The sequence below is a fragment of the Bifidobacterium adolescentis ATCC 15703 genome (assembly GCF_000010425.1).
GTDB classification, from domain to species: Bacteria; Actinomycetota; Actinomycetes; order Actinomycetales; family Bifidobacteriaceae; genus Bifidobacterium; species Bifidobacterium adolescentis.
On sequence record NC_008618.1, the window covers coordinates 1,799,848 to 1,822,145 of the forward strand.

Here is a 22,298-nt window from a genome sequence, read left to right on the forward strand (position 1 = left end):
GCCTGAAAAAAACATGAAAATCATGCTTTGCCGCTATGGTTGGCCCTATGCGTAAATCACTTCTTTCCAAGGCCGTCACGGCAGTCTGCGCAACGGTCATGTGCTTGGGCGTCACTGCGTGCGGCGGTAATTCCAGCGCGAAATCCGACAAGTCGAACTCGGATTCTTCCTCATCTTCCGAAAAAATCGGCATGCACCAAATCGCCGGCGTGACCGCCAAGGGCGAGCTCGGCAAGAAGCCGACCGTCTCGTTCAAAACGCCGATGACGGTTGAGGACAACAGCTACGTGGTGCTGCAGAAGGGCGACGGAGCCCAGATCGAGGACGGCGACCGCGTCTGCTCGCAGGGCATCGCCATCAGCGTCAAGGATGGTTCCGAACTGGCCAGCACGTGGGAGAAGAACACCCCCGACTGCTCCACCGTAGTCACCTCGGATACCAGCCAGATGACCGAGAACTACTACAAGATCTTCAAGAGCCTCAAGCTCAATTCCACCGTGGCGTTCGGCGTGAACGACTCGAATTCCTCCGGCACCTCGTATCTCATGGTACTCACGCTGGTGTCCAAGTCGAAGGACCTGAAGAAGGCCACCGGCGAGAAGGTCGCGGGCGTTCCGGCCGACCTGCCGAAGGTAACGCTCGCCAAGGACGGCAAGCCGTCGATCGACATGAACGGCTATAAGGGTTCCGATTCCCTGGTTTCCCAGGACCTCATCAAGGGCAAGGGCGCTGTGGTCAAGGATACGCAGTCCGTGGTGGCGCACTACACCGGCTGGCTGCTGGACGGCACGCAGTTCGATTCCTCGTGGGACCGCGGACAGTCCTCCGCCTTCTCGCTTGACAGCGTGATCAAGGGCTGGAAGCAGGGTCTGGCAGGCCACACGGTCGGTTCCCAAGTGCTGCTGGTGGTGCCGCCGAGCCTCGGCTACGGAAACAAGGATCAGGAGAAGATTCCGGCGAATTCCACGCTGGTCTTCGTGGTCGACATTCTCGCCGCCTACTGATCCGCCGAACCGACTGATAGGTTCCTCCAAAAACAAAATAGCCTCCCCCTCGGGAGGCTATTTTCATATGCATGCAAGTCCTAGGGGAAATCGCGGCAACGCGTGCGGTATCGAGGCGTACCGAGGGAAGGCGTACGAAGGTACGTCGACCGAGGAACAACGAAGATAACGCTCCGTTGCCGCGATTTCCAGAGTTGGAACCGAAAGAATCAGAACAACCGTAAAGAATCGTCCTCAGTGCCCTTCATCTCCTCGTAATCCAAAAGCAGGCATTTGAAACCGCGGTCCTGCGCGAGCACGCGGGCCTGCGGGGTGATGGTCTGCGCGGCGAAGATGCCGTGCACGGGGGCCAGCAGCGGGTCGCGGTTGAGCAGATCACAGTAGCGGGTGAGCTGTTCGACGCCGTCGATGCCGCCGTTGCGCTTGATTTCGATGGCCACGTGCTCGCCGTTGCCGTCAATCGCCATGATGTCGACCGGTCCGATGGCTGTCGGGTATTCGCGGCGCACGAGCTTCGCGCCTTTGCCGATGCGTTCGATCTGTTCGGCCAGGTACTTCTGCAGATGGTCTTCGACGCCGTCCTTGATGAGGCCCGGATCCTCGCCGAGGTCGTACGATTCGTCCGAATAGATGCGCTGCAACGTCACTTCCAGCACGTCGTTCGATTTGTCGGCCGACGCGCGGATCACCTTTTGCGGCACTTCAGTATCAACGTCGTCATCGGCGTGGTCGGGGGTGATGTCCCTGATGCTGCATGGCGCGGACATCCAGTTGAGCGGCTTGTATGAGCCGAGTTCGGAGAAGATCAGCAGGCTGTTGTCCGCCTTGATGAGCAGCACGCGCTTGGCGAGCGGCAGGGAGGCGTTCAATCGTTCGGAATATTCGGCAGAGCAGTCAGCAACAATAATTCGCACGAGGCACTACCCTACCATGCGCGTCGCCGTACGTACGGCATACGTATTCGCGGCGGCGGAAAGCCACGTAAAAGACAAAAGCGGCCCGGTAATCGCAATACAAAAACATATTGCGATTACCGGGCCACCTTACGTCAAGCGGAAACGGCTTATTCGGCGCGCTTCACGTTGGTTCCACGCTCGACCGCGACGGTGAGCTTGTTCGAATCGAAGGAGATGAAGCCGTCAGTCACCTCGAAGGAGAGGCGATTGCCTTCAGGATCCACCACAACGATGGTTCCTTCCTTGATCACGGTCAGCACAGGCTCGTGGTCGGGCAGGATGCCCATTCCGCCTTCGGAGGCGGGAATGGTAACGGACTTCGCCGTGCCGTGCCACACAGGGTGGTCAGCGGCGACGATGTTCACCTGCATAGTCGATCCGGCCATCACGCACCGTATTCCTTCTGCATGTCGTGCCACTTCTTCTCGAGGTCGTCGATGCCGCCGATACCGGAGAATGCCTGCTCCGGAACGTCGTCATACACGCCGTCGCAGATGCGGGTGAATGCTTCGATAGTCTCGTCCGCCGGAACGTAGGAGCCCGGACGGCCGGTGAACTTCTCGGCGACGTAGAAGTTCTGGCCAAGGAACTGCTCGATCTTACGGGCGCGGTTCACAGTGGTCTTATCTTCTTCGCCAAGCTCATCGATACCGATCAGGGCGATGATGTCCTGCAGCTCCTTGTTACGCTGCAGAATCGCCTTGACGCGGTTTGCACAGTCGTAGTGCGCCTGACCCACGTAACGCGGATCAAGGATTCGCGAAGTGGAGCTCAGCGGGTCGACTGCCGGGTAGATACCCTTCGAAGCGATGTCACGAGACAGCTCGGTGGTTGCATCCAGGTGGGCGAAGGTCGTTGCAGGAGCCGGGTCGGTGTAATCATCGGCCGGCACGTAGATGGCCTGCAGCGAGGTGATGGAGTGTCCACGGGTCGAAGTGATTCGCTCCTGCAGCGCGCCCATCTCATCGGCCAGGTTCGGCTGGTAGCCCACTGCGGACGGCATACGGCCGAGCAGGGTGGACACCTCGGAACCAGCCTGGGTGAAACGGAAGATGTTATCGATGAACAGCAGCACGTCCTGATTCTGTACGTCACGGAAGTACTCTGCCATGGTCAGTGCGGTCAGCGGCACGCGCAGACGGGTACCCGGCTGCTCATCCATCTGGCCGAAGACCAGTGCGGTCTTCTCGAGCACGCCGGCTTCGTCCATTTCGCCGATCAGATCGTTACCCTCACGGGTACGCTCGCCGACGCCTGCGAACACGGACACACCGCCGTGGTTCTGAGCCACACGCTGAATCATTTCCTGGATCAGCACGGTCTTGCCGACGCCTGCGCCGCCGAACAGACCGATCTTGCCGCCCTGCACATACGGGGTCAGCAAATCGATGACCTTGATACCGGTTTCGAACATCTGGGTCTTGGACTCCAGCTGGTCGAATGCCGGCGGGTTACGGTGGATAGGCCAACGTTCGGTAACCTTAACGGTCTCGTCGGCCTTCTTGTTGAGGATGTTGCCGGACACGTCGAATACGTGGCCCTTGGTGACATCGCCAACCGGCACAGAGATCGGGCCGCCGGTGTCATACACGGTGGCGCCACGCACGAGGCCGTCAGTCGGCTTCAGAGCGACGGTACGCACGGTGGAATCGCCAAGATGCTGTTCAACCTCAAGGGTGATCTTCTTGGTGGTCTCGCCCTCTTCGTGGACACCGGTGTTGGCCAGTTCAACGGTAAGTGCATTGTAAATGTCGGGCAGGTGGCCCACCGGGAATTCGACGTCGATAACCGAACCCTGGATACGCGTAACGCGTCCAGCGGTCGGCTCTGCAGCCGTCTCGGGAGCCGCTGTGGTCTGATTCTCAGCCATATGCGTTCCTACTCTTCCTTCTTGTTCAGCGCATCAGCGCTGCCGATGATTTCGGTAAGTTCCTGGGTAATCGATGCCTGACGCGAAGCGTTGAGCTTGCGAGTCAGTTCATCGATCAGGCTGCGAGCGTTGTCTGTAGCCGTGTGCATGGCGTTCTGTCGGCTTGCAGTCTCGGATGCCGCTGCGGTGAGCAGGCATTCATGGATACGGGACTGGATGTACTTCGGCAGAATCGCGTCGAGTACTTCGTCAACGCTTGGCTCGAACGCATACAGAGGAGTCGCAGCATCGGCATCGGATTCCGGCACAGGACCGGATTCCGGCTGTTCCGGAAGCACGAGCTCAACGGGTAGCATGCGCAGCACACGCACCTTCTGAACCACCATATTCACGAACTCGGTGAACACAATGTAGAGTTCGGAGACTCCACCTTGGTCCGCCGGCTTCATATAAGCGTCCAACAGTGCCTTCGAGATGGACTCTGCGACTTCCACGCCGGGCTGGTCGGTATCGCCTTCCCAAGTGCCGGCAACCGGACGGTTGCGGTACTTGTAATACGTCACACCGCGACGACCATACACATACAGTTCCGGCTGCTTGCCCTGCTCATCGAGTCGGGCCAACAGCGATTCCGTTTCGCGGATGATCGAGGAGGTGTACGGACCTGCCATACCACGATCCGAGGTAAGAGCGAGGACAGCCACGCGAGGGTTGTCCTCGTTCTTTTTCACGATCGGATGGTCGATATGGGTATGGGCCACCAGCGCTTGCACGGCGTCGAAAATCGCATCGGTATACGGCTTCGCGTTCAAGGCCACGTCACGTGCCTTGGCGATATGCGAAGACGCGATCATCTCCTGCGCGTTGAAGATTTTCTCCAGCGACGCGGTGGAGGCGATCCTAGATTTCAATGCGAGTTGCGAGCCCATGAATCACTTCTCTCCTGCGACGATCTTTTCCTGCTCGACCGGAGTGGTGTGCTTCTCGTCAGGCTTCTTCTCGACCAGCGGCTTGCCCGCGCTGGTCACGAAGGTCTCACGGAACGCTTCCACGGCCTTGTCGAGGGCAGCCTCGGTGTCGGCGGTGAAGTCTTCGGTCTCGCGAATGGTCTTGAGGATATCGGTGTTGTGATCCAGATAATCCAGCATGCCCTTTTCGAACGGCAACACGTCGCTGATTGGCAGGTCATCCATCTTGCCATGGGTGCCGGCCCACACGGACACGACTTCCTGTTCCATCGAATACGGGGAGAACTGCGGCTGCTTCAGGAGCTCGGTCAGGTGGGCACCACGGTTCAGCTGAGCCTTCGAAGCCGCATCCAGATCGGAAGCGAACATGGCGAAGGATTCCAGCGAACGGTACTGCGCCAGCGAGATCTTCAGCGTGCCGGAGACCTTCTTCAAGGCCTTCGTCTGGGCAGCGCCACCGACTCGGGACACGGAGATGCCGACGTCCACAGCAGGACGCTGGTTCGCGTTGAACAGGTCGGACTGCAGGAAGATCTGGCCATCGGTGATGGAAATCACGTTGGTCGGAATGTAGGCGGACACATCGTTCGCCTTGGTCTCGACGATCGGCAGGCCGGTCATCGAGCCGCCGCCGAGGTCATCGGAAACCTTGGCGCAACGTTCGAGCAGACGGGAGTGCAGATAGAACACATCGCCCGGGTAAGCCTCACGCCCCGGCGGACGACGCAGCAGCAGGGAAATCGAGCGGTAAGCCTCAGCCTGCTTCGACAGATCGTCGAAGACGATGAGCACGTGCTTGCCGTTGTACATCCAGTGCTGTCCGATGGCGGAACCGGTGTACGGTGCGATGTACTTGAAGCCTGCGGAATCGGAAGCCGGGGAAGCCACAATGGTCGTGTACTCCATAGCGCCGGCCTCTTCCAGGGACTGCTTCACCGATGCGATGGTGGAGCCCTTCTGACCGACGGCCACGTAGATGCAGCGGACCTGCTTCTTCGGGTCTCCGGATTCCCAGTTGCGCTTCTGGTTGATGATCGTATCGATTGCGATAGCGGTCTTACCGGTCTGGCGGTCGCCGATGATGAGCTGGCGCTGGCCACGTCCGATCGGCGTCATTGCGTCGATGGCCTTCAGGCCGGTGGACAGCGGCTCGTCAACCGGATGACGATGCATAACGTCAGGTGCCTGGGCCTCGAGAATACGACGGCCTTCGGTCTTGATTTCACCAAGACCGTCAATCGGGTTGCCTAGCGGGTCCACGACGCGGCCAAGGTAGCCGTCGCCGACGGGCACGGAGAGCACTTCGCCGGTACGACGCACTTCCTGGCCTTCCTCGATACCGGTGAAATCGCCGAGGATAACCACGCCGATTTCGCGGGCGTCAAGGTTGAACGCCAGGCCAAGCGTGCCGTCTTCGAAGGTCAGCAGCTCATTGGCCATGCAACCAGGCAGTCCCGTCACGTGCGCAATGCCGTCGCCAGCGGTCGCGACATAACCGACTTCCTGGGTCGGAGTGTCCGACGGCTTGTACGACTCGACGAACTCATCGAGCGCCTTGCGTATCGTGGTGGGATCAATGGTAAGTTCTGCCATGATCACTCCTTATTGTTGTTTTTAAATTCAGTCAAGTCTTGTTTCAGGCTTGTTCACCGTGTGGCGTGCCGTCAGGCGGTCGCCTTCACCGTGCGCTGAAGATGTTGCAGCTGTGCGACCACCGTGTTGTCGGTGACCTCGTCGCCCACCTGGATGCGCATACCACCCAGGACGGTCGGATCGACCACCGAGTTGATGTGCACCGGATGGCCGGTCTTCGCCGAATAGATGGCGACGAGCTTCTTGACCTGCTCCTTGCTCAGTGGCGTTGCCGTGGTGACGGTGACCATCGATTCGCCCATATGACGGGAGAACTTGTTGATCAGCCACTGAATGGTCTGCAGATAGCGGCGATTGCGCAGATTGCAGGTCGCATGCTCGGCCAGACGCTTGGTCACCACATTGAAGTCGGCATTGCCGATCAGGCTGTACAGCAGCTTGATACGGGCTTCGGCGGGGACGGTTGCGTCATACAGCTTGCTGCGTACGACCGGAAGGTTGAGCAGTGCGGAATGCAGCTGGGCAAGCTCGATGGAGACCTGCAGAGTAGCATTCGTGTGGTCCGCGTAGTACATCATGCCATCCACACCGAAATCCTCGGCGGCATTGGCGATGTCGGACACGCGGCTCCAACGGCGGGCCACCAGATCGGACATGATTTCCATCGTCAACGGATGGGCTTCATCTCCAATGAGGGTCTTGACTACCGCAACCTTGTCTTCGACTGGGCGCGACGGGTCGGTGAGGGCACGTTCAAGCTGGATGTTGTGGTCGAGCACGTTGGTGATCGTGAACAGTTCGTTCCCGATACGCCATGCGTCCTCGCCGCTGTCACGCAGCTTGGGGGCCAGCGAGTCACGCGAAACGCGGTCTGCGATACGCGATGCTTCTCCTCGCATTGGTCACCTCCCTTTCTTGAAGGTTTCGATCACTTCTTGTCGCTGTCCAGTTCGGCGATCATCTGGTCGATCATCGTCGACTGCACGTCGTCGCTTTCCAGCTTGCTGCCCAGGATCTTGCCGGCCAGTGCCGTTGCCAGCACGCCGACCTCACCCTTCAGGCTCACCAGAGCCTGCTGCTGCTGGGATTCGATGGAACGCTGGGCGGTGGCGGTGATCTGCGCCGCATCAGCCTCGGCACGGGTACGTGCGTCGGCGATGATGTGCGATGCTTCCGCGCGAGCGTCGTCGCGGATCTTGGAAGCCTCGACGCGTGCGTTGCTCAGCTGGGCATCGTACTTCGCCTTGGCTTCGTCGGCATCCTTCTGGGCCTGTTCGGCCTTGGCGATGCCGCCTTCGATCTTGGCTGCGCGCTCATCGAACACGGCCTGGAACTTCGGCAGGAAGAACTTGTAGAAGAACACGGCGACGATGATCAGAATGACCAACGACCAGAAAATGTCGTAGCTTTTCGGAAGGAACAGTTCCATCTCGCTAGCTGCGGTCACCATAGTGTCTTCCTCCTTTCACGTTCGTTTGCGTCTTCGGTGTTTACCTTGGGGATCAAGCCTTACTTGATGAAGGCGAGCACGAAGCCGAGCAGTGCCAGCACCTCGACGAATGCCAGGCCCAGGAACATGAGGGTCTGCAGACGGCTGCCGAGCTCAGGCTGGCGAGCGGTGCCTTCGATGGTCTTGCCGATCAGGATGCCCAGACCGATGCCAGGGCCGATGGCGGCGAGGCCGTAGCCAACGACGTTCAGGTTGCCGGCAACCTCAGCGAGGGTAACGATATCCATGATTGTTTCCTTTCTGGTTATTGCTTGACAAGAAGCAACACTTAAAAAGCCGGCGGTCAGTCGATCTCCGGATAGCTCATATTGATGTACGCGGTGGTCAGGATGGCGAAGATGTAAGCCTGCAGGCAGGCGACCAGCGCCTCGAACAGGAACATGAACATGCCAGCCGCGAAGGTGATGATGCCGAACGGCATCATCAGCTTGTTCACCACATCAACGAGGAAGAACTGCGTGGCCGAGAGGCACAACGCAAGGATCAGGTGGCCCGAAACCATGTTGGCGAACAGTCGGATCGTCAACGAGAACGGGCGGATAATCAGCAGCTCAAGCAGCTGAATCGGGGACAGCAGAATATAGATCGGGGCCGGAACGCCCTTCGGGAAGATCTCGTCCCTCAGGAAGTGGCCAAGGCCCTTTTCACGGATGCCGGCAATCCAGTACTGGCAGAAGCACCACATGGCGAACACCAGAGGCAGCGTGATGGACGCGCTTGCCGCGATGTTGAAGCCCGGGATGATGCCGCACAGATTGAAGACCAGCAACGTGCAGAACACGGTGGTGATCATCGGCACATAACGCTTGCCACGCAGCTCGCCCATCACCTGATAGACGATGTTGTCGCGGACAAACTCGATCAGCCATTCGACTGCGCCCTGCCAACGGCCAGGGATGAGCTTTGCACGGCTTGCCGTAATTCCGAGAACCAGCAGCATGATGACGGTCGCAAGAATACGAACGAGGATGATGCGGTTGATGGCGAACGGCGTGCCTTGAAAAACAAACGGATCGGGAAGGAAGTCATTGATGCTCGGCATCTCTGGACCATCGGCGATGGTCATGATGCCCTCTCCCAATGCACTAATCATTCACGCCTCCTGCTCTTGTGTCAGCTGTTAGTCTAGCCCAACAGCTGAGTCGAATGTGACATTCCGGTTACCAAACCAGAACATCCTTCGGGTTCTATGTTAACGCGCCCATAAACGCGTTCGCATACCAGCCCCGAATGGCTGCAAAGGATTATCAGACCGTGGCTAGACAACATTCCGCACCGGGAGCTTTCCCCTACTACCGTATAGCGAAAACCGGCGTTTCGCACGTTGCGGGGACTATTAGACACAACCACGGCCGTTGTCGATTCGGCCTATTTCACCCCCATTCACACCAAAATAGACATCGTTTGCAACACTGCTTGATAAAACGTTTTACTTAACATATCGCACCATAATATATGACGGCGAAAATGAAACGATGTCGCAGCAGGCAACAAAAACCGCGCAAAAAGCCCACGACACCGCGCAAAAGCGGCAATCGTGGGACAATCGCCAATACTTGTCAGTACTCGCCGATCTTCGTGAAATCAGCCGCGAATGACACCGTATCCATCGTGCGAGAACGGCGTGAACGCGTCGACACGCGGAGAACCGGGCTCGTGCCGGATCGAACGGTCGGTGCCGAGGCGCTTCTCCTCGCGCAGCTGCGGTACTTCGCTCAAATCGTAAGGCGTAGTCTGATAGACCCAGTTGAGCCAGTTGCGCCACAGCAGGTTGGCGTGGGCGCGCCAGGCGAACAGCGGTTCGAGCTTCGGATCGTCGTGCGGGAAATAGTTTTCGGGGAACGGCACGTTGGTCATGCCCTTCTTCATATCCCTCTCGTATTCCTCGGCGAGCGTGTACTTGCCGTATTCCCAATGGCCGAGCGCGAACACTTCGGAGAAGTCACGCGTGGCGATGAGCCCCGGGCCGGACTTCGGACCCCACGTGAGCACCTGCAGCTCGGGATTATGGGCGATATCACCCTCGTTGACCCCCGCCAGGCGGGAATGCGGTTGCAGGCAGATCTCGTCGAAACCGTTGGTGAGGAAGCAGTATTCGTCCTGCAGATACTGGGGGAACACTCCAAAGAGCTTCTCCGGCAGCAGCTCCTTGCGCACGCCGTACCGATAGTTGAGCGCGCCCATCGCGCCCCAGCACAGGTACATGGTGGAGAAGACGTGGGTGGATGCCCAGTCGAGAATCTGCTTGAACTCGTCCCAGTAGTCGACCTGCTCGAAATCGAGGTGCTCGACGGGCGCTCCCGTCACCACAAGACCGTCGTAATAGTTGTCTTTGAACGCATCGAGCGTCTCGTAGAACTTCACCAGATGGTCGGCGCTCACGTGCGTGGCCTCGTGGGTGGAGGTCTTCATGAAGTCGACCTCGACCTGCAGCGGGCTCTTGGAGATCAGACGCAGCAGTTGCGTTTCGGTCTCGATCTTCTTCGGCATGAGGTTCAGAATCACCAGCTTGAGCGGACGCACACGCTGGCGCTCCGCTTCGGGCTTTTCAAGCGCGAAGATGCGCTCGGAGTCGAGAATGTCTCTGGCCGGAAGGCCGCTGGGAATCTTGATAGGCATGTTTCCTATTATGGTGCGGACCCGGATATGGCGTATTCGGCGGTTTTCATCGACGGTCCGCAGCGTTATACGAAAAAACGGATAACGCGTTATCGGATATGCGATTCCACTAGCAGCGCAATATGCGACACGCCGATTTGACTTATTAGCCAACATCCGTAAAGTAGTTAAAGCTGCCTCAATGAAGGCAAGCCGACGCGGGGTGGAGCAGCTCGGTAGCTCGCTGGGCTCATAACCCAGAGGTCCATGGTTCAAATCCATGCCCCGCTACCAATTGAAACCGGAAGCCTTTTGGTTTCCGGTTTTTTGTTTTTCTAGGACGTCTCGCTCCTTTTATATAAAGTCCCCATACATATCGAACGCAACCGACGCGCACAACGTATGGTCATGCCGCTGTAGCCTTCATAATCGAACATAATCGCAAAACATGTATTAAAACGCTTTACCAAAAGTATTTGAAGAAAGCACTTGTAGCCGCATCGCCGTAATCGTTACGAAAAGGGAAATCACAAAAAGAACACAACTACCTCTATAATCGGCTATATGAATGAAGCAACATCATCAAGCGCGACACCGCGCACAAAGGCAACAGCAAAGACAACAGCTAAAGCAGCGGCCACAAAGACAACGAGGACAGCCGCGAAATCAACCGCGAAGACGACAACCAAAAAACCAACCACCAAGCGCACTTCCAAGCCGAAAACCGCAACGAAGCGAACCGTCGGCGAAACTCCAGCACCTATCATCAACCGCACCAGCCCGGAACAGTTCGGCCGCGTAAACGTTCTTGACATCACTCCGTCCGCCGAAAACGGCCTGTACCCGGCCCGCGTGGAGCTTGGCGAGGCATTCAAGGTCACCGCGCAGGTGTTCATCGAAGGCCGCACCAAGGCCGGCGCCACCGTGTCCGTGCGCAACACGCGTGGCACCGAGAAGGGCCGCTTCCCGATGATCTGCACCAACCCCGGCCTGGACCGCTGGGAAGCGATGGTCAAGATCGGCGACCACAGCGACCTGAAGCCATGGGAAGACGGCTACGCCGACGTCAAGAAGCAGCTCGGCGAATGGCACATCGTGGTCGAAGGCTGGGAGGATACGTACGCTTCCTGGCTGCACGACGCGCAAATCAAGGTCGAGGTCGGCGACGATGCGGAGAACGCGCTGGAATCCGGCGCGCAGCTGCTGGAACGTTGGGCTGGCGCACGCGATTCCAAGCTGACCGCCGACGACAAGAAGACGCTGCGCGAAGCGGCGAAGGCCGTTGCCGACAAGTCGCTCGACGCGACCGCGCGTCTTGCCGCGGCGACCACCGACGCAATCGCAAGCCTGCACGAAACCAATCCGCTGCGCGACGGCCTGAGCGCGTCGAATCCGCAGCGCTTCCGCGTGGAACGTCCGAAGTCGAGCTTCGCCGCATGGTACCAGTTCTTCCCGCGTTCCGAAGGCGCGTATTTCGACGCCGACGGCAAGATCGTGCAGGGCACGCTGAAGACGGCGCTGTCCGGCCTCGACCGCGCGAAGACCGAAGGCTTCGACATCGTGTACCTGCCGCCGATCTTCCCAATCGGCGTGACCAACCGCAAGGGCCGCAACAACACGCTGATCGCCGGACCGCACGATCCGGGCTCCCCGTTCGGCATCGGCTCCGAGCTAGGCGGCCACGACACCGTCGACCCGCTGCTCGGCACCATGGACGATTTCAAGGCGTTCTGCGATTACGCGCACAAGCTGGGCATCGAAGTGGCGCTCGACTTCGCGCTGCAGTGCTCACCTGACCACCCGTGGGTCAAGCAGCATCCGAACTGGTTCCGCACCAAGCCGGACGGAACGATCGCATTCGCCGAGAATCCGCCGAAGAAGTACCAGGACATCTACCCGATCGATTTCAACGCCGACATGGAAGGCATCGAAGCGGAAACCGAACGCATCATGGGCCTGTGGATCAAGGCCGGCGTGACGATCTTCCGCGTGGACAACCCGCATACCAAGCCGGTGCGTTTCTGGCAGGACGTGATCGCCGCCGTGACGAAGAAGCATCCGGAGACGCTGTTCCTGGCCGAGGCGTTCACCCGTCCGGGCATGATGCGCGCGCTGAGCTATGCCGGCTTCACGCAGTCGCACTGCTACTTCCCGTGGCGCAACACCAAGGAGGAGCTTGAGGAGTACTTGGAGGAGACCAACGGCGACGGTGGTTTCTACCAGCACAACACCTTCTGGCCGTCCACGCCGGACATCATGACCGCCTACCTGCGCGACAACGGTATCGCCGGTCACGCGGTGCGCGCGGCGCTCGCCGCGATGGGCTCTCCGAGCTGGGGCATCTACAACGGCTATGAGCTGATCGAGAACAAGCAGCGTCCGGGCTTCGAAGAGCAGATCGACAACGAGAAGTACGAAGTCAAGGTGCGCGATTGGGACGAGGCCGACAAGTACGGCATCTCCGAGCTGCTCACCTCGCTCAACAAAATCCGTTCCGAGCATCCGGCATGCCGCAGCTACCACAACCTGCACGTCCTGCCGAGCGACGATGCGGGCGTGGTGGCGTTCCTGCGCCAGACCCCGGCCGAGCTTACCGGTACCGGCAAGCCGGATACGGTGATCGTGGTGGTGAACCTCGACGGCCACAACGCGCATCAGTCCATCATCCACATCGAGCTGCCGGACTTCGGTTTCGCCACCGACAAGCCGCTCAAGGTGCGCGACGAGCTGACCGGACGCGAGTTCGAGTGGAGCTGGGACAACTACGTCTCGCTGGCACCGTGGGCCGACGTGGCGCACGTGCTGACGGTGGTCGAGGACTGATTTTTGGTCCCAGCCGACTTTAACAAGGAGCGCGGGCAGACCATTCAAATGGCTCACCCGCGCTTCACATGCACCTCGCTATTGATAGCTCCGTGGCTCTATCAGCAATCGGCATCAGAGGAAGACAGCACCCCGTCTGACATAAGGTATAGATGATCCGCGATTTGAGACAGCTCATCGCTATGATGACTGGCAATCAATACGGTTCGACCCATATCACGCTGACGCTTCATCTCCTCCAGAAACACCGAGACAGAATGCTCATCAAGGCCATTAGTCGGTTCATCGAGCAAAATCAAAGGTTGATGTTCCATCAATGCCTGCACAATCGCCAGCTTTTGCCGCATACCCAAAGAGTAAGATCGCACTTGTTCTTGCGCGTGGTTCCGTAAACCAAATAAGTCCAGCAAACGCATGATCTCATCCTGATCAAAGGCGTGGTTGATGTCGGCAAGATACCGAAGATTCTCCATAGCACTCTGGCTGGGAATGAATCCAGGATTCTCGATAATTACTCCTACGGATTCAGGTAATTTCTTATTGAATTCCACGGGTTTACCATCAATGCTCACCGTACCATTATCCGGCCGGATAAAACCGCAAATCGCGCGCAACAGCATTGTTTTTCCTGACCCATTAGGACCAACAATGCCGTAGATGTTACCCCGTTCGAATTCAGCATTCACGTCACGCAATACCACTTTGCGTTTGATGGTTTTTGTAAGATGACGGATCTTGACATACATTTTGTCATTCCTCCTTTGCATTGCGCCATATTGCAATCAACACTTTGTTTTACTGGAACTCAATACATTTCCACATGCTCAAAAACAATGAGATTCACCATAGCGAGCGCCAAAAAAAGAACCGTCAAAACAGGTACCCAACATGGGAGGATGCCAATCCACGAGGATATCAACCATCGTCGAACCCCATCTAACGAAAGCAAGGCAGTATACAGCGCAGCAGCTGTGGCATAGCCCATTACCCGGCAATTCAGCAAATAACCAATATTGATGATGAGCATCAGTACGGCAAGCGTCAAAGCCGCACAAATCGCAGTCATCAACAGACATTCCTGCCGATCCCTAGAAACAATCATTACCGCGATAATTAACTGCACACCAGTGAACAGGGCACAGTAGCACAGCAGCAGCGCACAATATCGACAAAAATGAGACCATCCTCGACGACTTCTGACATACACCAGATAATCAGGAATCATCAGATATTCAGAGCACTGTTCCAAGGCAAGCGCTATTCCCCCGACCATAAACAGCAACGGATACATATTCAAGGTAAGATCCGGATGACTCATTGCAGGAGCAATGCGAAACATCCCCATAAAGATACCTGTATCCTGCGCACTGTAGTAAAAGCGTGAAGCGAATATGGCGTAAATGACGAATATCAGCATTCGCAGACCTTTTTTACGGCCACAAACCTGTCCGATGCGACATATAGCATGCATTAGTTTTTCAGCCGATCTCTGGAGTTGAACGCCACGATACAGGCCATAATGAGCAATGAGCAGAATCCAAAGCATGGAATGACTTGGCAGATAACAATATCTGACCAGTCTGGACTGATCGGGTACCAAAAATAGAACATCATACGAGCTGCTCCATCAACCAACGGAGTCAATAACCACTGCGCAATAGCAAAAAGCGCAATCAGCACCGCGGCGACATGTTCCATGACTAATCCCATGTAGCTCAGCAATAACTGGACCAAGCCTATTGAAATATTCATCATCAAGCATTGAACTACTAGCATTGCAGTCAAAGACCCATGCAGAACAGATGCAGATTGTCTTTTAATGACAAATTCCATGACAGCAAAAACGAGGCCACCATATGCGGCGCATATGCAAGACATCATGTTCAGCCATATAACATTTTCACCAAGCTCGTCACGGGGATTCCGACGCACCAATTCAAACGTCCTAAATCGGACACGGCCCAAACACATTGCCATCAAACAAATCGGAAGTACTGTGGCCGAAGCTCCCTGCTTCATAAATCCGATGTAGTCAGATACGAAATCGTGAGGGTCGAATAATAATGAAATGCCATACGCAAATCCCACCACCATAACCAATATGGCACTGATTCTCATACCAATGGTGGAATACCGTACGGAAGCAAAACCATCACAAAGCATCACGATACCTTTCCACACACGCCAGTACGGTAGACAATGCAAGTAAGAGCGCCGTCGAAAGCACAATGCCCACATAATTTTGCCAACGCACAGAATGGTCTGCACCTGGAGCAAAGTCCAGAAAGATAACATGGCTCCACTGGTCCGGTATCTTACCCCCCGTAAGAGAAGGAAGCATCCACCATACAAGACTCAGTACGAACGGAACCAACACTTCCGTATATTTGCGTTGCATGAAAAAGGACACGCCAACGGCCACCGTGGAGAAAAGTCCGGCAATCACAAATATCAACAACACCACGCATAGTATGCATAACACCTGATTGAACTCATACAACGGATATATCCAAGAATCAGAAGAAATCAAAATATATTTGCTGCTATACACGCGCCCTCGCGCATCCGCCGATACACCATCGATAAAATTCAAATGAGGATTGCGCATAGCAGCTATTGATAGATTCGCAATCATCGGCATTATTCCACCCACACCACCAAGTACGAATCCAGATGACATCGCAGTCGTTACAAAACGTCCTCGTCCTTCTCGAATCACGACCATGGGGAGCCGCCCGGCGTGCCGTTCCAACGATACGACGCTACCTCCTAAGAGAGCAGATAGGAAAGGCAGCAACAGCAGATACATGCCACCGCCTGTCCCGTATTGACTGAATAGCATCACATCCCGTAGCAATGTAGATTCGCTCGAGGGAGTGACATAACTCGCCCTATACGTGGTTAGATATTGGACAGCGACCAACATACAGGATATGACGATTACACCAATCATCCGGGCACTTCGCAGTTGCCCAACCAACTGATTTCTCATCAACCGCCAATCCATCAAGACCCCTTCGTCTTCCCGAATCCAAACAGCGTGGCGTAGAAGAGCAATCTTCTACGCCACACAACCATGCTCAGTTATCGGGGCTCCATTTACCCGATGTTTCCGTTGCACCAGAGTACGCATGCGCCGCTTGCAAACGCATATGGACCTGTTTCTTACCGAAATTCTTATATACTTGGTTGGTGACCCAACCCTCTTGGCCTGAAGTAAGAGTTACAACGCCGGATTCCACATCTTCATTTGCATACCCAAGCATCCACGCACGTATCGTCCGATCACCAGACACATGATCAGCTTTAATATAGCCATTTGAAGCATCTTGTTTTTGACGATTTGGCGTATCTGCCGTATTCCAACCTGTAAGATATGCGCTCCATGATGTTTTTCCTACATTCCCAGCAAACGCCGGTGTTATAAAACAACAAGAAGCAGCCACAGCTGCTGCAACTGCAACCACTCGGCCTGCAATACGTGATTTCATCGTTGAAACCTTTCTCTGCTATGTCAATAAAGACAAAGGCAATAATAAGATAATTCAAGGAAGCCAGTTCATCTTATGTAATGAAATTCTTTATGCATTCCACAAAGAACAGATCCACTTAGGAATTCCAGATGGGCAATTCACAACTCTAGAAACAGACAAATATGACATTCGCCCATCCCAACTGTTGAACACGGAAACATTGTCGACATTCCCTCCCATCAACATCACAGCCATCATTCCTAATGCGATCTCTCTCATCTATATATCTTTTCTCATAATTGTGTTGAATCCACTTAAAGTTTTAATCTGTTTCCGCAATAGCAAAACAAGGCAATGTAAAGATTTTCATCACATGGCACTATGGATCAATTGGCCCACGACTACACTCACGTTATATGACTGAAGGTATTTCCATCGCCGTTCTGGACAATGACTCATGGAGCTTACGGGCAATCGCGCGGTGGATTGACGGCAGCTCACCTTTGTATCATGTCATCTGGCAAACCACTTCTGCGGCAGAAGCGATCCATCGATGTATATACACCAACGACAAGCCAAATGTTCTCTTGCTTGACATGGCGTTGAACGATGCTACTGGCATATCCGTATGCACTCAGATACGAAAACGAACCGCCGACATCGGCATCATCGGCATCACTGCATATGATCCTGAACGGTACAAGACTGATTTAGCGCTTGCCGGCGGTCAAGCTCTTATCGCCAAAGAAAACTTGGCACATGTCTGCAATAAAGTACTGCCCATCGTGGCACAAGGCAAATCCGCTGAACCAAATTCGTTCCCAACCGCGAAACAAGCGCATGACATACTGGCAGAACAACCTTCTTCATTCTCTCAGATCAAGCAGCTCAGCCCGCGAGAACTTCAAGTGCTTCGCCTTTACACGCAAAATAACAATACTTCAGAAATTGCTTCGCAACTTGGCATTTCTTCCAATACCGTATTTTCTTACATTCACAGAGTCTCGAAAAAAATAGGCACAAAGAATAGATCAGAGATAATTCGACTATGCAAAAAATACGACATTTTATAAAATCAATCAAAGAATTATGCTACGACATGAATCGTAGCTTGCCAAAAAAATTATCTTTATACATAGCTTTTCCATTGTTTCTATTGTATTCTCTAGAACTTATCAGTGGATACTATCATCAATTTACAGTATTTTCCATTGTTTTTATCTGCATAGAACTATGCTCAATCGTTCTTTTTATTCAATTCCCCTATACAGGATCAATAATAATCATCATATTGTGGATTACTGCAGTTAGCATAAAACCAGTACTGCCCTACTCCTTTGTATTCGCGGGACTGTCCGCCACGGTAATTCTCGGATATATCAATATCCCTTCAGCAATCAGCATCCTCTTGTTCGCCACAAGCATCTTATTTTTCCAACCTCATACAGACAAGAGCGCACTCGTCATGTTCGATACTACGTTCTTGACCCTAGCCATAATCGGGTGCGCCATTCGTCTCCATCAGAATCAAAAACGCGCCATCAATCAACTGACCATCCACAAATGGAAGGAAGAAATCGCAGAAGAGCTGCACGACATCGTATGCAACGATCTTACCTACGCAATCCACCAAATAAACCTTTTAAAGAATGAAAATCCAAACAGTCAGAGAAACCCTGAGATCGCAGAAAACATGGCATTACTTGACATCAGAGATAGTCTCATAGAGGCATTGAGTTGTTCAAGGACCGCCATAACCACACTCCGCAAAGACGATGGCAGTTGCTCCACATCCGAAATCGATATCACCACAATCAACATCATCGAACTGCTAGAACAAGAACGTATGAAACTCGCCAAGGCTGGTTTCGACGGCATTATTGCAGCGGACGGATCCGACAACCTGACAACAACACCTGGCAAAAGCATTATCATCAAGCAACTCATCAAAGAAATCTTCGGCAATATACTCAAACATGCGGATCCCTCACATGGCTATGTCATCACTGCGTATGTCAACGCCAGCACATTACATATCAGCGCCAGCGATACGCCTCTTTTAAAGAACAGCACCTCAAAGCATCCGCAAGACAATGCCACCAACAATCAATTTGGCAATGGCACAGGCATACGCTCATATCAAACACGACTCGCGGCATTAGACGGCGAATTATCCGCCTCCGCCTCCGATGACCAGTGGACGCTGGAAGCCGCCATACCTTTAATGGACACCGACCACACCGATGGCCACCATTCAGCTGGACGAATGCGAATTCGGTTGGATTGAGCAACCACCTTGCCAACCGACGACGCACTATATACCCGCCCAACGATGGCGGAATATCCGCAGGACGGTCTTACAGCATACCGTGATACCGCAATGACTACAATCGCTCACCTAATCACTCAGGCTTAGTTTCAACGTTTGTAAGATTACGGAGTTTTCTACCATAAGCTTATGGTAATTGCATCATGTCTATCAACCCCGCTCGCGCCTTATTTTTCCGATGAAGGCAAAAGACTTATCAAAACGTCGAAAATGCACTTTCATGATACGGGCTGCTCTGCTATCTCCTGAAATAACAAATCGGCAACAGTTCCTTGCCAGTCCGCACCTAGGTGCGTGACGAACTGACCGGACGCGAGTTCGATTGGGGCTGGGACAACTACGTCTCACTGGCACCGTGGGCCGACGTGGCGCACGTGCTGACGGTGGTCGAGGACTGAGTGAGTTTGGATGCTAGGCACTCTGCCTAGCACCCAGCCAGCGCAAAACACATAGATCAAGGGCGGGTTGAAGACGTTTCTCACGTTTTCAACCCGGCTTTGTGCATTCCGTAGGTGGTTTTTTGATTCCGTAGGTGCTCTCCGGTCAATCCACGCAAACAGAATGGCTGAAATCAAGCCTTTTTGCCGCAGGGATACCAGAGCCAACCACCTACGGAAGAGCAAAACCACCTACGGAATTGTTCTTCCAACGTTCCAAGGCAGGATAGTCAATCACAATCGGCCAAAAAGATGTTGACCAGCGAGCGCATCACGCCTTATCTCCCCAGCACTGAGCACCATTCATATAGGTATCCGGAAAATGGTGCCGATATGGCGCGAAAGCGGGTATTCTAAGTAACGAACTACTGCTGATCATTCGATCAAGGAGAAAACAATGGCAGAAACCTTCAACGTCGTGGTGGAGATCCCGCGCGGTTCCAAGAACAAGTACGAAGTGGATCACGAGACCGGTCGCGTGTTCCTGGACCGTACCCTGTTCACCTCCATGGGCTACCCGGATGACTACGGCTACATCGACGGTACCCTGGGCGAGGACGGCGATCCGCTCGATGCCCTGGTCATGATTCCGAACTCCGTGTTCCCGGGCTGCGTGGTTGAGTGCCGCGCCGTCGGCCTGTATCACATGGTCGACGAGGCCGGTGGAGACGACAAGGTGCTGTGCGTGCCGGCCGACGTCCGCTTCGACGACATCAAGGACGTCGACGACGTGTCCGAGTACCACAAGGCTGAAATCAAGCACTTCTTCGAGCAGTACAAGGCTCTGGAGCCGGGCAAGGAAGTCAAGCCGGGCGACTACTGGACCGGTGCCGCTAAGGCCGAGGAGGAAATCGTCGCAGCCCGCAAGCGCCTCGCTGAGGCGTGAAGCTGACAGCGCGGTGCGCTGTCAGTAGCCGAAGTGAGCAGCTATGCGGCGAAGCCGCATGCGCAGCATGCGGAAGCGAGAAGTGAGTCGAAATAATTCCGACTCGACGATAGACGATAACAAGCCGCTCTTGTTTCAAGGGCGGCTTGTGCGTTATAGTGGTGGCTTGTAATTTACGGCATGCGAACAGTATTCGCTGAATTCAAAGCCTGCGGGACACCATCGATCCGCGTGCGGCAGTTCTGTGTCGGTACTCCTAGGCGTAGGCGGAACGCAATCCGTCGAGGCCCATCCCGTGGGGAGACCGGCGGGATGAACCTTTTCACCAGCTATGCTCATTCAGATTCTGCTTATTGGCGTGTCCGTGTCCATGGACACGTTCGCCGTCTCCATCGGCAAAGGCCTGACCGTCAAGAAGCTGCGCGGTCTGGACGCGCTCAAAACCGCCCTGTGGTTCGGCGGATTCCAGGCGCTGTTCCCGCTGCTGGGCTATTTCGCGGCCAGCACGTTCAGCAAATACGTGACCGCCGTGGACCATTGGATCATTTTCGGCCTGCTCGCCCTAATCGGCGGCAATATGGTACGCGAGGCGTTCGAAGAGGACGAGGAGAACGCCAAGGAAACCCCTGAATTCGATTGGAAGCACATGCTGCCGCTCGCCGTGGCCTGCAGCATCGACGCAGTCGCGGTCGGCGTGAGCTTCGCTTTCATGACGCTCAACATCTGGCTGTCGGTGGTCATCATCGGCATCACCACCGGCCTGTTCTCCGCCGCCGGCCTGTATATCGGCCGCGTGTTCGGCTCGCGTTGGCAGAAGCCGGCGCAGATCGCAGGCGGCGTCGTGCTGATCCTCATCGGCCTGAAAGTGCTGTTCGAACATCTCGGCTTCCTCGGCTGACGCTACAGCCCACAGCAGCGCACGCAGCGCAACGGAAAAGCCCGCAATCGCAATGATTACGGGCTTTTTAAATACGTGAATTATGGCGATTACGCAACCGCCAAATCGTCAGAACGTCACGACGGCGAGCGCGGCGATGCCTACCACGGCACCGGCGATCATGACCGGCAGTATCGCGATGCCGATCCACGGATCGCGCGCGGTCGGTTCGGGGTCGGCGTCGCGATGCCAGAAGTACGAGCAGACGGCGAGCGCCACGATCACCAGCAGCGCCACGACGAACGCGACCGTGCCGATCGCCTTCAGTACCGTCGGCAGGAAGCACCAGCCTGCGCTGGCGATCATCGCAACGCCTTCGACCACGCTGTGCGACAGCGAGCGGATGAGGTGCGTGCGGTTTTCGCGGGCCATCTGGCGTCCGAAGGAGATCACGATCAGCAGGATCAGCAGGCCGCCGACGCCGGCGATCCAGCCGTCCTCCATGGAGAAGTCCTTGCCGCCGGTCGCGTCGGCGGCGAAAATCGCCCGTCCGAGCGTCATCGTCGTGGCGCACACCACCGACAGCAGGCCGGCGATGACGGCGATCACGTGTCCGGCGGTGCCGTCGCGGAACGGGCTGAACACTACCAGCAGCGCGATCATCGCCAGCGATCCGATGATGATGAACGGCACCACGGCGGGATTGGCGGAATCGCCGTATGCGATGCCGGGAACGAGCGCGAGCGCCACCAATACCACGTACGCGACGATCTGGATCGCCAATACTTTGCCGAAAGCGACCTTCGACGGGTTTTGCTGGGAAACGGCCTGCGGAGCGGTCATCTCGGACCCCCTTTTTATATTGTGGTCAATACGTATGCAATATGAATAAATGTAGCCGTATGTGTCCACATACTTCAGTTACAATCGATGAAACGCCGATAATACATTTTGCGTGTACAATCGCGGCATCA

At 55.4% G+C, this 22,298-nt stretch carries 23 protein-coding genes, 1 tRNA gene and 1 pseudogene; 9 read left to right on the top strand and 16 right to left on the bottom strand.

Annotated features, from left to right (window positions below; genetic code table 11):
• Positions 1-47: 47 nt before the first annotated feature.
• The gene (locus BAD_RS07515) at positions 48-1,004 is read left to right on the top strand and encodes an FKBP-type peptidyl-prolyl cis-trans isomerase (protein ID WP_011743715.1); all 957 of its coding nucleotides are present in this window, start codon (positions 48-50) and stop codon (positions 1,002-1,004) included.
• Positions 1,005-1,213: 209 nt separating this feature from the next.
• Here BAD_RS07515 and nucS read toward each other — a convergent pair whose 3' ends face one another.
• The 9 genes from nucS to atpB all read right to left on the bottom strand — a co-directional run bounded on the left by nucS (position 1,214) and on the right by atpB (position 8,994).
• Complete coding sequence (gene nucS, locus BAD_RS07520; RefSeq protein WP_011743716.1) at positions 1,214-1,918, bottom strand: endonuclease NucS; 705 nt, start codon at positions 1,916-1,918, stop codon at positions 1,214-1,216.
• Between the two features lie 149 nt (positions 1,919-2,067).
• Positions 2,068-2,346: a F0F1 ATP synthase subunit epsilon gene (locus tag BAD_RS07525; RefSeq protein ID WP_011743717.1), complete on the bottom strand. Its 279-nt coding sequence runs from the start codon at positions 2,344-2,346 to the stop codon at positions 2,068-2,070.
• Positions 2,346-3,830 (bottom strand): F0F1 ATP synthase subunit beta, encoded by a 1,485-nt coding sequence (gene atpD, locus BAD_RS07530; protein WP_011743718.1) that lies wholly within the window; start codon positions 3,828-3,830, stop codon positions 2,346-2,348. Before atpD ends, BAD_RS07525 begins: the two co-directional genes overlap by 1 nt.
• An 8-nt stretch (positions 3,831-3,838) precedes the next feature.
• Positions 3,839-4,759, bottom strand: coding sequence for a F0F1 ATP synthase subunit gamma (locus tag BAD_RS07535; RefSeq protein WP_011743719.1), 921 nt, complete (start codon positions 4,757-4,759; stop codon positions 3,839-3,841).
• Positions 4,760-4,762: 3 nt separating this feature from the next.
• Positions 4,763-6,391 (bottom strand): F0F1 ATP synthase subunit alpha, encoded by a 1,629-nt coding sequence (gene atpA / locus BAD_RS07540; RefSeq protein ID WP_003809860.1) that lies wholly within the window; start codon positions 6,389-6,391, stop codon positions 4,763-4,765.
• Between the two features lie 71 nt (positions 6,392-6,462).
• Positions 6,463-7,290 (bottom strand): F0F1 ATP synthase subunit delta, encoded by an 828-nt coding sequence (locus BAD_RS07545; protein ID WP_011743720.1) that lies wholly within the window; start codon positions 7,288-7,290, stop codon positions 6,463-6,465.
• 29 nt (positions 7,291-7,319) lie between these two features.
• Positions 7,320-7,841 carry a F0F1 ATP synthase subunit B gene (locus BAD_RS07550; RefSeq protein ID WP_011743721.1) on the bottom strand — a complete coding sequence of 174 codons (522 nt, stop codon included), beginning with the start codon at positions 7,839-7,841 and terminating at the stop codon, positions 7,320-7,322.
• A 59-nt stretch (positions 7,842-7,900) separates the two neighbouring features.
• Positions 7,901-8,128 carry an ATP synthase F0 subunit C gene (atpE, locus tag BAD_RS07555; RefSeq protein WP_003809874.1) on the bottom strand — a complete coding sequence of 76 codons (228 nt, stop codon included), beginning with the start codon at positions 8,126-8,128 and terminating at the stop codon, positions 7,901-7,903.
• Between the two features lie 56 nt (positions 8,129-8,184).
• Positions 8,185-8,994 (bottom strand): F0F1 ATP synthase subunit A, encoded by an 810-nt coding sequence (gene atpB, locus BAD_RS07560; RefSeq protein ID WP_011743722.1) that lies wholly within the window; start codon positions 8,992-8,994, stop codon positions 8,185-8,187.
• 382 nt (positions 8,995-9,376) lie between these two features.
• Between atpB and BAD_RS09400 the strand changes: the two genes are divergently transcribed.
• Positions 9,377-9,499: a hypothetical protein gene (locus tag BAD_RS09400; RefSeq protein ID WP_256134405.1), complete on the top strand. Its 123-nt coding sequence runs from the start codon at positions 9,377-9,379 to the stop codon at positions 9,497-9,499.
• On the opposite strand, the gene metA is transcribed toward BAD_RS09400, so the two are convergent.
• On the bottom strand, positions 9,486-10,520 hold the full coding sequence (gene metA, locus BAD_RS07565; protein WP_011743723.1) for a homoserine O-succinyltransferase: 1,035 nt from the start codon (positions 10,518-10,520) through the stop codon (positions 9,486-9,488). The genes BAD_RS09400 and metA overlap by 14 nt on opposite strands.
• Positions 10,521-10,716: 196 nt before the next feature.
• On the opposite strand from metA, the gene BAD_RS07570 reads away from it, so the two are divergent.
• Together BAD_RS07570 and BAD_RS07575 are read left to right on the top strand one after the other, a co-directional pair.
• Positions 10,717-10,793: transfer RNA gene (locus BAD_RS07570), tRNA-Met, on the top strand.
• 270 nt (positions 10,794-11,063) lie between these two features.
• Complete coding sequence (locus BAD_RS07575) at positions 11,064-13,322, top strand: maltotransferase domain-containing protein (RefSeq protein WP_011743724.1); 2,259 nt, start codon at positions 11,064-11,066, stop codon at positions 13,320-13,322.
• A 101-nt stretch (positions 13,323-13,423) separates the two neighbouring features.
• Here the strand turns inward: BAD_RS07575 and BAD_RS07580 are convergent, their stop codons facing one another.
• The 5 genes from BAD_RS07580 to BAD_RS08935 all read right to left on the bottom strand — a co-directional run bounded on the left by BAD_RS07580 (position 13,424) and on the right by BAD_RS08935 (position 16,813).
• Entirely contained in the window at positions 13,424-14,068 is a 645-nt protein-coding gene (locus BAD_RS07580) for an ABC transporter ATP-binding protein (RefSeq protein ID WP_008783271.1), read from the bottom strand.
• Positions 14,069-14,127: 59 nt separating this feature from the next.
• Positions 14,128-14,739 (bottom strand): hypothetical protein, encoded by a 612-nt coding sequence (locus BAD_RS07585; protein ID WP_008783270.1) that lies wholly within the window; start codon positions 14,737-14,739, stop codon positions 14,128-14,130.
• Positions 14,740-14,792: 53 nt separating this feature from the next.
• Entirely contained in the window at positions 14,793-15,503 is a 711-nt protein-coding gene (locus tag BAD_RS07590; protein WP_143238904.1) for a hypothetical protein, read from the bottom strand.
• Positions 15,475-16,131, bottom strand: a complete 657-nt coding sequence (locus tag BAD_RS07595) for a hypothetical protein (RefSeq protein ID WP_131217048.1) — start codon at positions 16,129-16,131, stop codon at positions 15,475-15,477. Before BAD_RS07595 ends, BAD_RS07590 begins: the two co-directional genes overlap by 29 nt.
• Positions 16,132-16,402: 271 nt before the next feature.
• A complete protein-coding gene (locus BAD_RS08935; protein WP_011743729.1) occupies positions 16,403-16,813 on the bottom strand; it encodes a hypothetical protein in 411 nt (136 codons plus the stop codon).
• Between the two features lie 398 nt (positions 16,814-17,211).
• Between BAD_RS08935 and BAD_RS07600 the strand changes: the two genes are divergently transcribed.
• The 5 genes and pseudogenes from BAD_RS07600 to BAD_RS07615 all read left to right on the top strand — a co-directional run bounded on the left by BAD_RS07600 (position 17,212) and on the right by BAD_RS07615 (position 21,345).
• Complete coding sequence (locus BAD_RS07600; protein WP_011743731.1) at positions 17,212-17,868, top strand: response regulator transcription factor; 657 nt, start codon at positions 17,212-17,214, stop codon at positions 17,866-17,868.
• A gap of 218 nt (positions 17,869-18,086) precedes the next feature.
• Positions 18,087-19,082: a histidine kinase gene (locus BAD_RS07605; RefSeq protein ID WP_231837058.1), complete on the top strand. Its 996-nt coding sequence runs from the start codon at positions 18,087-18,089 to the stop codon at positions 19,080-19,082.
• A gap of 332 nt (positions 19,083-19,414) precedes the next feature.
• A pseudogene (locus BAD_RS09425) lies at positions 19,415-19,522 on the top strand (hypothetical protein); the annotation flags it as partial.
• Between the two features lie 436 nt (positions 19,523-19,958).
• Complete coding sequence (locus BAD_RS07610; protein ID WP_011743733.1) at positions 19,959-20,447, top strand: inorganic diphosphatase; 489 nt, start codon at positions 19,959-19,961, stop codon at positions 20,445-20,447.
• A gap of 331 nt (positions 20,448-20,778) precedes the next feature.
• A complete protein-coding gene (locus tag BAD_RS07615) occupies positions 20,779-21,345 on the top strand; it encodes a manganese efflux pump MntP (RefSeq protein WP_011743734.1) in 567 nt (188 codons plus the stop codon).
• Between the two features lie 108 nt (positions 21,346-21,453).
• Here the strand turns inward: BAD_RS07615 and BAD_RS07620 are convergent, their stop codons facing one another.
• On the bottom strand, positions 21,454-22,167 hold the full coding sequence (locus BAD_RS07620; protein WP_041777418.1) for a hypothetical protein: 714 nt from the start codon (positions 22,165-22,167) through the stop codon (positions 21,454-21,456).
• Positions 22,168-22,298 lie beyond the last annotated feature (131 nt).